10 protein-coding genes are annotated in these 11934 nt (G+C 60.9%); 8 read left to right on the plus strand and 2 right to left on the minus strand.

The features are described 5' to 3' along the window. Positions 1-19 precede the first annotated feature (19 nt). The 3 genes from J2X43_RS03050 (at position 20) to J2X43_RS03060 (ending at position 2821) form a co-directional block, all read left to right on the plus strand. Entirely contained in the window at positions 20-904 is an 885-nt protein-coding gene (locus J2X43_RS03050) for a carbohydrate ABC transporter permease (protein ID WP_405049558.1), read from the plus strand. Between the two features lies 1 nt (position 905). Next, on the plus strand, positions 906-1730 hold the full coding sequence (locus J2X43_RS03055; RefSeq protein ID WP_112388667.1) for a carbohydrate ABC transporter permease: 825 nt from the start codon (positions 906-908) through the stop codon (positions 1728-1730). 167 nt (positions 1731-1897) lie between these two features. Continuing rightward, the gene (locus J2X43_RS03060; RefSeq protein ID WP_112388666.1) at positions 1898-2821 is read left to right on the plus strand and encodes a transcriptional regulator; all 924 of its coding nucleotides are present in this window, start codon (positions 1898-1900) and stop codon (positions 2819-2821) included. Positions 2822-2852: 31 nt separating this feature from the next. Here J2X43_RS03060 and J2X43_RS03065 read toward each other — a convergent pair whose 3' ends face one another. Beyond that, positions 2853-3152: a YkgJ family cysteine cluster protein gene (locus J2X43_RS03065; protein ID WP_112444142.1), complete on the minus strand. Its 300-nt coding sequence runs from the start codon at positions 3150-3152 to the stop codon at positions 2853-2855. A 67-nt stretch (positions 3153-3219) separates the two neighbouring features. Then, positions 3220-4095 (minus strand): AraC family transcriptional regulator, encoded by an 876-nt coding sequence (locus tag J2X43_RS03070; RefSeq protein WP_112388664.1) that lies wholly within the window; start codon positions 4093-4095, stop codon positions 3220-3222. Between the two features lie 213 nt (positions 4096-4308). Here J2X43_RS03070 and J2X43_RS03075 point away from each other — a divergent pair, with 213 nt between their 5' ends. From J2X43_RS03075 to J2X43_RS03095, 5 genes are all read left to right on the plus strand, one after another. Then, positions 4309-5775, plus strand: a complete 1467-nt coding sequence (locus tag J2X43_RS03075; protein ID WP_112538240.1) for an alpha-glucosidase/alpha-galactosidase — start codon at positions 4309-4311, stop codon at positions 5773-5775. Between the two features lie 124 nt (positions 5776-5899). Then, positions 5900-7987: an ABC transporter substrate-binding protein gene (locus J2X43_RS03080; protein ID WP_112388662.1), complete on the plus strand. Its 2088-nt coding sequence runs from the start codon at positions 5900-5902 to the stop codon at positions 7985-7987. A 118-nt stretch (positions 7988-8105) separates the two neighbouring features. Beyond that, positions 8106-9113: an ABC transporter permease gene (locus J2X43_RS03085; protein WP_112388661.1), complete on the plus strand. Its 1008-nt coding sequence runs from the start codon at positions 8106-8108 to the stop codon at positions 9111-9113. Between the two features lies 1 nt (position 9114). Further along, positions 9115-10245 (plus strand): ABC transporter permease, encoded by a 1131-nt coding sequence (locus J2X43_RS03090; protein WP_112388660.1) that lies wholly within the window; start codon positions 9115-9117, stop codon positions 10243-10245. A gap of 10 nt (positions 10246-10255) precedes the next feature. Next, on the plus strand, positions 10256-11923 hold the full coding sequence (locus tag J2X43_RS03095) for an ABC transporter ATP-binding protein (RefSeq protein ID WP_112389028.1): 1668 nt from the start codon (positions 10256-10258) through the stop codon (positions 11921-11923). The last annotated feature ends 11 nt before the right edge of the window (positions 11924-11934 follow it).

The raw sequence follows: 11934 nt of genomic DNA on the forward strand, positions 1-11934 counted from the left end.
AGCCTTCGCTTCGAAGGAGATGCCTGTGATCAACAATGAGAAGCGGCGCAAGACGCTGACGGCGGTGGCAATGATCGCGCCGTTCCTGATCGCCTATGCGACGGTCTTTGCCTATCCTGTCTATAAGATGTTTGCGCTCAGCTTCACGGACGCTCCGTTGATCGGCGAGGGCCAGTGGGTGGGCTTCGACAATTACGTCAAGCTGTTCCATCAGAAGCTGTTCTTCACCTCGGTCTGGAACACCGGCTATTTCGTTGTGCTGACCGTCATTCCGAACACGCTGATCGGGCTTGGTCTGGCGCTGATGGTCGTGCGTCTCAAGGGCTGGGTGCAGAGCCTGATCCTGATACTCTTCTTCATTCCCTATATCCTGCCCGTTTCCGTCGTCACCCAGATCTGGAAATGGGTTCTCGACCAGCAGTTCGGTATCGCGCAGTTCGTCATCGAAGCCGTGACCGGCAAGCGCGTCAGCGTCTTCCGCGATCCCATCTGGGCGATGCCGATGGTGGCGTTGGTGACGGTCTGGTGGACCAACGGCTTCAACCTGCTGCTGTTCATCGCCGGGTTGCGCAACATTCCGCACGATTATTACGAGGCGGCGATGCTGGATGGCGCGACGCGCTGGCAGTGCTTCAAGCGCATCACCTGGCCGCTGATCTGGCCGGTCACGGCGCTGGTGCTGACCCTGCAGCTCATCCTGCAGCTGAAGATCTTCGACCAGGTCTACCTGCTGACCGAGGGCGGCCCTTTCAATTCCACCTATGTGCTGTTGCAGCTCGTCTACCGCGAGGCCTTCCGTTCTAACCACGGCGGCACGGGTTCTGCCGTCGCCGTCATTCTCTTCGCGATCATCGTCGTCGTCTCGGTGCTGCAGTACCAGCTGCTACGTGTGAGGGAGCGCTAGGATGCCCGGAAAAACAATCGGCAACGTGCTGCTCCTTGTCCTCACGCTCCTGATCGCCTGCATGTGGGCCTTCCCGATCTATTGGGCGGTCGTCACCTCGATCAAGCCGGAGCAGGAGGTCGTGGCGAAGACGACCTTCATCCCCGATGTGCTCAACTTTTCGGGCTATTATTACGCGCTGTTCGAAACCAAGCTGCCGACCTGGTATCTGAATTCGATCGTCACCTCGGTAACGGTGACCATCGTCGTCATCCTGATCAGCGTCATGTGCGCGTATGCGCTGTCGCAGATCGTTTTCCCCGGCCGCAAGCTGCTTTACGGCATCATCCTCGCGAGCTTCATGGTGCCGTCGCAGGCGCTGGTGATTTCGCAATTCGTGCTGATGCACAAGCTGAACCTGATCAACACCTGGGGCGGCATCATCCTGCCGCAGCTGATCGTTCCCGTCGTCGTCATCGTCTACAAGCAGTTCTTCGATTCCGTGCCGAAGGAGCTGCGCGAGGCTGCCAAGCTCGATGGCTGCGGCGAATTCCAGATCCTCTTCAAGCTCTATCTGCCCCTGAACTGGGGGATCACCACGGCGCTGGCGATCATCACCTACATCATGGCCTGGAACGCCTTCCTCTGGCCGTTCTTGGTCACCAACTCTGACGACATGATGACGATCACCGTCGGCATTACCCAGACCCGCGATGCCTTCGGCGTCAAATATGCGCGCGACATGGCGGTCGCCATTCTCGCCGCGATGCCCGTCGCACTTGCCTACCTTCTGTTCCAGAAACGCGTGACGCAGGCGCTGATGCTTTCGTCCGGCATCAAGGGATGACGTGCATGAGATTGCTTCAGGGCCGAGGTGAGAAGGCCCCTGCCGGTCCGCGAGAGTTCTCCCGAGGCGCGGACCGGCCCCTAGTAAAATTTGAGCAGCGACACAGTGCCTGCGCCCATGATATCAGCTGAAACCAACAAGAAAGACTGGAGAACCAGTATTATCATATGGAGACTAAGCTTCTAACCGTCGATCCGATGCGGGACGCCGATGTCGTCCAGGCACTCGGGTCTCCGACGCGGATCGAGATCCTCAACCTGTTGCGCCAGAAGGGGCCGCTGAATGTCAACGACATCGCGGCGCAGATGGGCTTGCCGCAATCGACGACGGCAACCAACCTGAAGGCGCTGGAGCAGGCGGGCCTGATCCAGACGCAGACGATGAAGGCGAGCAAGGGCAACCAGAAGGTCTGCTCCAGCATCTATGACGAGATCCTGATCCGCTTTGGCGCCAATGGCACAAAGGCGAGCGAGGACGTCGTCACCGTCAGCATGCCGATCGGCCTCTTCACCGAGTTCGAGGTGGGTGCGCCCTGCGGCCTCTGTTCGGTCAACAATGTCATCGGCATGCTCGATGTGCAGGAAGTTTTCCTCGACCCGCAGCGCATGCAGGCAGCACTTCTCTGGTTCACCCGCGGCTATGTCGAATACAAGTTTCCGAACAACGCCAAGGTCTCCGGCAAGAAGATCCGCAAGGTGGAGTTCTCAGCCGAACTCAGCTCCGAGACGCCGGCCACCAACGCCAACTGGCCGTCCGACATCTCGATCTGGGTCAACGGCATCAAGGCCGGACACTGGACCTCGCCCGGCGATTTCGGCGACCGCCGCGGCATGTATTCACCGGCCTGGTGGAAGCTGTCGGGGTCTCAATATGGCAAGCTGAAAACCTGGACGATCGACGAGACCGGCACCTGGATCGACGGCGCCATGGTCTCGACCCAGACCATTGCCTCGCTTGGTATCGCCGATCATCACTCGATCCGCTTCCGCATCGGCATCGACGAAAAGGCCGACAATCCGGGCGGCATGAACATTTTCGGCAAGGGTTTTGGCGATTTCGATCAGGACCTGATCATGTCGATCTATTTCTAGCAGCTTGCGCCAGCGCCGGCGGCTTTCAAGCTCAGTTGCCGATGCCGAAAAATTCGCGGGCGGAGAGACATTCGAAGTCTCCGGGGCTGCAGGTGCGGCAGACATGCGGCCGCACGGCGTAGATCGCGCAGGATGTCTTCGACCGTATCTCGCCGACCAGGGCGGAGCACCGGTTGCCTTCGCAGCGCATTCCCGCTTCATCGGCTGCGACATATTTCAGCGGTATCAGATCGAGCTCGGCATCCGACTCGGTCGAGAAGCGCGGCCAGTCGGCCGAGAACGAGCAGCAAGCGCCGCAAGTCTGGCAGTCGAAGTCTGTTTGTGTGTCCATGGGCAGGGCATATCACAAACCGGGTGCGGATCGACAGCGGTTTGGCGATCACATCCGAGATAGCGCCCTACCGGCTGCGGCCGATGCTGGCATACATGCCGGTGGTGCGGAACTCCGTGGGCGTGATGCCGTAGACGCGGCGGAAGACCTTGGCGAAGTAGTTGGCATCCTCGAAGCCGCACATGATCGACACTTCCTTGACCGGCAGGAAGTCAGCCTTGGTCAGCAGCTTGGCGGCGCGCTGCAGCCGTTGCTGCAGGACATACTCCGCGGGTGGTATGCCCTCGCTTTCGGAAAAGCTGCGGGAGAAATGGGCGCGGCTGAGGCCGACGATGGCGGCGAGCTCGCTGACCGGGAGCGGTTTTTCCAGATACAGGTTGATATGGTCGATCACCGGCTGCATCAGGCTCTGCTCGGCCATGAAGGCGGGCGAACCGAAGACGTCGTCATAGAGCGCCATTGCCGCCTCGTAGGCGATGGCCGAAGCCGAGCCGGGGGTCGTTGCACCCTTGACCAGGCGCAGGCTGCAATCGGCAAGATGATCGATGGTGGATTGCTGCAGTTTGAGCACCGGGCCGGCAAGCGCCAGCACCATCTTGTGGATGCGTAGCGTCTCGTCGCCATTCATCGAGATCCAGAAATACTCCCAGCGCTCGCCCTTTTCGAGCCAGTAGCGGTGATTGTGCGGGACCAGCACCATCATCGTGTCGCCGCCCTGGAGCTTGTAGTTGCGGTTCAGATAACGCAGGTGGCCGCTGCCGCTGATCGTGTGCTGCAGCACCGTAAACGGCGTCTGGCCGCGCTTGCGGCCGTCCCAGTCATAGGTCTCGTTCTCGCGAACTTCGTAGCCCGCACTGGTCGGCATGGCGTGCAGCCTCTGGCGTCCGCGAGGCAGCGAAACGGTCCGCATGGCCTGTCCGTTGGCGATCAAATCGTGCAGCACAAAATTACCCTCGAAAGCATAATCCTTCTCTGGCCGCCCTGCCGAATATGCGCATAATCCCTTCGCATAAGAGGAAGAGATCGCGGCCGGACGAACGGCCGGGAGGAATACAGGTTTTAATTCCAGTGGTTTTCACCTGCATGTGCAAACATGCGGCCTGGTTCTCCCTTGTCTTCTCTCTACGTAACATTCGATCGGACCGAGGTGAAGGACATGAGTTTCAAAATCGCTATCATCGGAGCAGGCAGCGTCGGCTTCACCAAGAAGCTGTTTACCGATATCCTGTGCGTGCCTGAATTCAAGGACATCGAATTCGCGCTGACCGATCTCAGCGAACATAACCTGCAGATGATCAAGGCGATCCTCGACAAGATCGTCGAATCCAACAAGCTGCCGACCAAGGTGACGGCGACGACCGACCGCCGCGAGGCGATCTCCGGTGCGCGCTATGTCATTAGCTGCGTGCGCGTCGGCGGCCTGGAAGCCTATGCCGACGATATCCGCATCCCGCTGAAATACGGCATCGACCAGTGCGTCGGCGATACGATCTGCGCTGGCGGCATTCTCTATGGCCAGCGCAACATCCCCGTCATTCTCGACTTCTGCAAGGATATCCGCGAGCTGGCCGAGCCGGGCGCAAAGTTCCTGAATTATGCCAACCCGATGGCGATGAACACCTGGGCGGCGATCGAGTATGGCAAGGTCGACACGGTCGGTCTTTGCCACGGCGTACAGCACGGTGCCGAACAGATCGCCGAAGTACTCGGCGCCAAGTCGCTCTCCGAGCTCGATTACATCTGCTCCGGCATCAATCACCAGACCTGGTTCGTCGATCTGAAGCTCAACGGCCGCAAGATTGGCAAGGACGAGCTGGTTGCCGCCTTCGAGGCGCATCCGGTGTTCTCGCAGCAGGAAAAGCTGCGCATTGACGTGCTCAAGCGTTTCGGCGTCTATTCGACCGAAAGCAACGGCCACCTGTCGGAATACCTGCCCTGGTACCGCAAGCGGCCGGAAGAAATCACCAAGTGGATCGACATGTCCGACTGGATCCACGGCGAGACCGGGGGTTACCTGCGCCACTCGACCGAGACCCGCAACTGGTTCGAGACCGAGTTTCCGCAGTTCCTCGCCTCGGCCGAAAAGCCGATCGATCCGGCCAGGCGCTCCAACGAGCATGCCAGCCATATTCTTGAAGCGCTGGAGACCGGCCGGGTCTATCGTGGCCACTTCAACGTCAAGAACAATGGCGTCATCACCAACCTGCCATCCGACGCGATCATCGAGTCGCCCGGCTTCGTCGACCGCTTTGGCATCAACATGGTCTCGGGCATCACCATTCCGGAAGCCTGCGCTGCGACCTGCATGGCATCGATCAATGTCCAGCGCATGTCGGTTCATGCAGCCGTGACCGGCGATATCGATCTCTTGAAGCTTGCCGTGCTGCACGATCCGCTGGTCGGCGCCGTCTCGACGCCGGAAGAGGTGTGGCAGATGGTTGACGAGATGGTGGTCGCCCAGGCCCGCTGGCTGCCGCAATATGCGCATGCCGTGCCTGCCGCCAAGGAACGTCTGGCCAACAGCAAGGTCAAGACCAAGGAATGGGCAGGGGCTGCGCGCCGCAACGTCCGCTCGATCGAAGAGCTTCGGGCCGAAAAGGCGGCGCTGAAGCAGGCGGTCTGATTTTCCGGTGAAGCAAGCCGCGGCGGTCCTTCGGGAGGAAGGCCGCCGCGCCAAGGCTTGCTTCATCATTCCTAGAGGAGAAGCGGAGACGCCTGCAAGCGCTCCGGAACAAGAGGGAGAGACGATGACGAATTTCCGTAAGATCGGCATCCTGGCCGGACTGGCGCTTGGCGTTTCAGTCGCGGCCTTGAATGCCTACGCTTCCGAGCCGACCACTCCGCCAGCGCCGCCGCCGTTTCCGGCGGAAGGCAAGATAAAATACGTGTCGCGAGACTCCATCGAGGAGTTCAAGGCGCTTCCTTCCTATAACGAGCCGGATTGGGTCAAAAAGAACTTTGTCGATACCGGTAAGCTCCCGGCCGTCAAGGATCGCCTCCCGAAGGAGCCGTTGGTCTTCAAGACCGCGAACATGCCTGACGGCATCGGCGTCTATGGCGATACGATGCGTCATGTCATCGGTGGCCGTCCGGAAGGCTGGAACTATGGCGCCGGCCAGACGCAGGGCTGGGGCGGCATCGATATCGGCCTCTCCGAGTGCCTGACGCGCACCGCGCCGCTCTTCCAGGTGGAAGCCAAGGATACCGAGCCGTTGCCGAATCTGGCCAAGGGCTGGGAATGGTCGGCCGATGGTCACAAGCTGACCATGCATCTGGTCGAAGGCGCCAAGTGGTCCGACGGCGCGCCGTTCAATGCCGATGACATCATGTTCTACTGGGAAGACGAAGTCGTCGACCCGAACGTCTCGCCGCTGGGCGGCGGCGCATCGCCGGAAGCCTTCGGCGAGGGAACGACGCTCACCAAGGTAGATGACTACACGGTGGAATGGACCTTCAAGGAGGCCTTCCCGAAGCAGTATCTTTACACGATGGCCTACCCGAACTTCTGCCCGGGCCCGTCGCACATCCTGAAGCCGCAGCATCCGAAATATTCGAAGAACACCTACGACCAGTTCAAGAACGCCTTCCCGCCGGAATATATGAACATGCCGGTGATGGGGGCCTGGGTGCCGGTCGAGTATCGCCCTGACGATATCATCGTCATGCGCCGCAATCCTTACTACTGGAAGGTCGATGAGAAGGGCAATCAGCTGCCTTACCTCAACGAGCTGCACTACAAGCTCTCGACCTGGGCAGACCGTGACGTTCAGGCGGTTGCCGGTTCCGGCGACTTCTCGAACCTCGAACAGCCTGAGAATTTCGTGGCATCGCTGAAGCGTGCTGCTGAAAAGACCGCTCCGGCGCGTCTCGCTTTCGGTCCGCGCCTGATCGGCTATAACCTGCGCATGAACCTCTCCGCCAACGGCTGGGGCGATCCCGATGCGCGTGGCGAAGCGATCCGCGAGCTGAACCGCAACGAGGACTTCCGCAAGGCAGTCACCATGGCGGTCGATCGCAAGGCCATCGGCGACTCGCTGGTCAAGGGTCCGTTCACGGCGATCTATCCGGGTGGCCTGTCCTCGGGCACGAGCTTCTACGATCGCAATTCCACGGTCTACTATCCCTACGATCTGGCCGGTGCCAAGGCGCTGCTCGCCAAGGCCGGCCTGAAGGATACGGATGGCGACGGCTTCGTGAACTTCCCGGCCGGAACGGCCGACGGCAAGGATGTCGAGGTCGTGCTGCTGGTCAACAACGGCTACGCCACCGACAAGAGCCTTGCAGAAGGCGTCGTCGGGCAGATGGAAAAGCTCGGTATCAAGGTCATCATCAATGCCCTCGACGGTCCGAAGCGTGACGATGCCCATTACGGCGGCCGCTTCGACTGGCTGATCCAGCGCAACACGCCGGAACTGGCTTCCGTGGTGCAGAACACCGAGCAGCTGGCTCCGATCGGTCCACGCACCAGCTGGCAGCATCGCGCCGGCAAGGATGGCAAGGTCGATCTGATGCCTTACGAAGAAAAGCTGGTCGATCTCGTCACCAAGTTCCAGGCGAGCCAGAACAACGACGAGCGCGTCGATCTGATGAAGCAGTATCAGAAGGTCGCGACCGAGAATGTCGATACCGTTGGTCTGACGGAATATCCGGGCGCCTTGATCGTCAACAAGCGCTTCTCCAACGTCCCGCAGGGTACGCCGATCTTCATGTTCAACTGGGCTGAAGACTCCGTCATCCGCGAGCGTCTGTGGGTGGCCGCCGACAAGCAGGGCAAATACGAGCTGTTCCCGCAGCAGTTGCCCGGCAAGCCCGGAGACAAGGGTCCGATCAACTAAGAGCTCCCTCCCAACCGAATGAGCTTCCGGCCGCGCGTGCTGCGCGCGGCCGGGCATAATCAACAAGCCGGCCGCGCTAGAGACGAGCGACTGGCGGCAAGGAGAAGCGAACCGTCCGATGCTACGATTCCTGCTCATGCGCATCGCCTCGGCGATCCCCGTCCTCTTCATTCTGAGTGTGGTGACATTTGCGATCATTCAGGCGCCGCCCGGCGACTACGCAGATTACATCCGCTCGCAGCTGATCAATCAGAGCGGCGCTTCCTTCGCACAAGCCGATGCACAGGCCCAGGCCTACCGCGTCGAACACGGCCTCGATAAGCCGATGGTCATCCAGTATGTGAACTGGATGAAGGGCATCATCACCGAAGGCGATTTCGGCTACAGCATGTTCTACAACAAGCCGGTCGCCGATGTCGTCGCCGAGCGCCTGCCGCGCACCCTGGCGCTGGCCCTGGTCTGCCACATCTTCGCATCGATCCTCGGCATCAGCTTCGGCATATGGGCGGCAACGCGCCAGTACACCTGGATCGACAGCCTCCTGTCCGGCATCTCGTTCCTCGGCATGACCGTGCCGCGCTTTCTGATGGCGCTGATCATCGTCTATCTCCTGGTCTTCCAGTTCAACGTCAGCGAGATCGGCAGCTTCTTCTCGCCGCAATATGGCGGGGCGCCGTGGTCCTGGGCGAAATTCATGGATCTCGTCAGCCATGTCTGGCCTGTCGTTGCCATCGCCACCTTCGGCGGCCTCGCCTACAACATGCGCGTCATGCGCGGCAATCTGCTGGATACGCTGAACGCCCAATATGTCGAAACCGCGCGCGCCAAGGGATTGTCCGGCAGCGCCGTCGTGTTGCGCCACGCCGTTCCGAATGCGCTGCATCCGCTTGTCATGTATCAGGGTGTCGTTCTCCCCTACATGCTGACCGGCGAAATCGAGACGGCGATCATCTTCTCGCTGCCGACTGTCGGCCCCGCGATTGTCGGTTCCATGGCGATCGGCGACGTCTATGTCACCGCCACCTTCATGCTGGTTCTCTCGGCAACGCTGATCGTCGGCAACATCATCGCCGACATGCTGCTGGCGCTGCTTGATCCCCGCGTCCGTCAATATGGAGGAGCCTGAGATGCTGGCATTCGACTCTTCCCCGCCGCCTCCGCACGAGGAAACCGTCAAGCACGCGCCGCATGGCAACGAGAGCTACCTAGCGCTCGTCTGGCGCCGCCTGCGCCGGTCCTGGACCGGAATGATGGGCCTGATCCTGGTCGGCCTGCTGATCATCATGGCGATCTTCGCGGATTTCTTCGCGCCGATGGACCCGAAGGCGACGGATGTCGGCTTTGCGCCGCCGCAGATGATGAGCGCCCACGACAAGGACGGAAATCTCGTCTGGCCGCGGGTCTATGCGCTCGGCGATTCCGAGGAGCTTGATCCCGTCACCTTCCAGCCGATCGTCGGCCCCGACTACGACAATCCCCGTGTTCTCGGCTTCTTCGTCAAGGGTGCGGAATACCGCCTGCTCGGGCTGATCCCGGCCAACCGGCATTTCTTCGGCACTGTCGGCGGCGAGCCGGTGCATTTCCTCGGCACCGACAAGTTCGGCCGTGATGTGCTGTCGCGCGCCATTATCGGCTCGCGCATCTCGCTGATGATCGCGCTGACGGTGGTGTTCATCGTCACCATCGTCGGGACGACCGTCGGCATGGTCTCCGGTTACTTCGGCGGCAGCTTCGATGTCTGGGTCCAGCGCTTCGTCGAGCTGGTCCTCGCCTTCCCGCAATTGCCGCTCTATCTGGCGCTGACCTCGCTGATCCCGATCACCGCGCCGACGAACGTCTTCCTCGCCTTCGTGATCTTCGTCATGTCGGCGCTCGGCTGGGCGCAGATGTCGCGCGAGGTGCGCGGCAAGACGCTGGCGCTGGCCCGTATCGACTATGTGCGTGCGGCGATGGCCGTCGGCGCCACCGACCGGCGCATCATCTTCCAGCACATTTTCCCGAATGTGATGAGCCACGTCATCGTTGCCGTGACGTTGCATATTCCAAGCGTCGTGCTGCTCGAATCCTTCCTCGGCTTCCTGGGCTTTGCCGTGAAGCCGCCGCTGATATCCTGGGGCCTGATGCTGCAGGACACGGCAAACTACTCCGTCATCGGGACCTATCCCTGGATCCTTGCCCCCGTCGGCTTCGTGCTCGTCACCGTCTTCGCGTTCAACGCGCTGGGTGATGGTCTGCGCGACGCGGTCGATCCTTATTGAGGTGATGCAGATGGCTCTCGCTCTCGTCAGTTCCTTCGCTCCACCCGTCCGCCACGACCATGATGGCCGCGACGAAACACCGATCATCGATGCGCGCAATATCGGCGTGAATTTCAAGGTCGAACACGGCACCGTGGAAGCGGTGAAGGACATTTCCTTCCAGCTCTATCGCGGCGAAACGATCGCCATCGTCGGCGAATCCGGTTCCGGCAAATCGGTGACGGCGCGCACCGTCATGGGGCTGTTGTCCAAGCGCGCCGTCGTCGCCCCGCAGTCCTCGGTCGATTACGACGGCAAGAACATTTTGAAATTCTCGGAGCCTGCCCGGCGCAAGCTGCGCGGCAACCGGATCTCCATGATCTTCCAGGAGCCGATGAGCTCGCTGAACCCGATCTATACGATCGGCAGCCAGATCGTCGAAGCCATTCGCGTCCACAACAGGGTCAGCCGCAAGCAGGCCGAGGCGCGGGCGCTGGAGCTTCTGAAGCAGGTTCAGATCCCCGATCCGGAAATCCGCCTGCAGCAATATCCGCACCAGCTTTCCGGGGGGCAGCGCCAGCGCGTGATGATCGCCATGGCGCTCTCCAACAATCCCGATGTGCTGATCGCCGATGAGCCGACGACGGCGCTCGACGTCACCGTACAGGCGCAGATCCTCAATCTCATCCGCAACCTGCAGAAGGAATTGCGGATGGCGGTGATCCTGATCACCCACGACCTGACGGTCGTCCGCCAGTTCTCCGACTATGTCTATGTGATGCAGCATGGCGAAATGCGCGAGCACAACACGACCGAGCAGCTCTTCGCCAATCCGCAGCATCCCTACACCAAGCATCTCCTGGCATCGGAGCCGCGCGGCCAGGCCAATCCGCTGCCTGAGGGATCGGATATCATTCTCGACGCCCGCGGCGTGCGCGTCTCGTTCATGATGCGCCATGGCGGCTTCTTCAAGCCGGAGCTGAAGGAGCTGGTTGCGGTCGACAGCCTCAACCTGACGCTTCGCCGGCACGAGACGCTTGGTCTCGTCGGCGAATCCGGTTCGGGCAAGACGACCTTCGGCCAGGCCCTGGTGCGCCTCAACGACCCGGATACCGGCGAGATCTATTTCGACCGGCAGCCGATCCACGGCAAATCGCGATCCGAAATGCGTCCACTGCGCTCGCGCATGCAGATCGTCTTCCAGGATCCGTTCTCGTCGCTCAATCCGCGCATGACGATCGGCCAGATCATCGAGGAAGGCCTTGTCGTCAACAAGCTCGGCGCCACCAGGGCCGAACGTCTCGACCGCGTGCGCGAAGCGCTCCTTGCCGCCGGCATGCCGGGCAATATTCTCTCGCGTTTCCCGCATGAATTCTCGGGCGGCCAACGCCAGCGCATCGCCATTGCCCGTGCCATCGCGCTCGAGCCTGAGTTCATCCTGCTCGACGAGCCGACCTCGGCGCTCGATCTCTCCGTCCAGGCGCAGATCATCGAGCTCCTACGCAAGCTGCAGGACGAGCGCGGCCTGAGTTACCTGTTCATTTCGCACGATCTCAAGGTCGTGCGTGCCCTCTGCCATCGTGTGATCGTCATGCAGCATGGCCGGATCATGGAAGAGGGTCCCGTCAACGAAGTTCTCACCAATCCCAAGACCGCCTACACCGAACGGCTCGTGAAAGCCGCTTTCGAGGTAGCCTGACTGCCTGACGC

The sequence above is a fragment of the Rhizobium sp. BE258 genome, assembly GCF_031457345.1.
Lineage (GTDB): Bacteria > Pseudomonadota > Alphaproteobacteria > Rhizobiales > Rhizobiaceae > Rhizobium.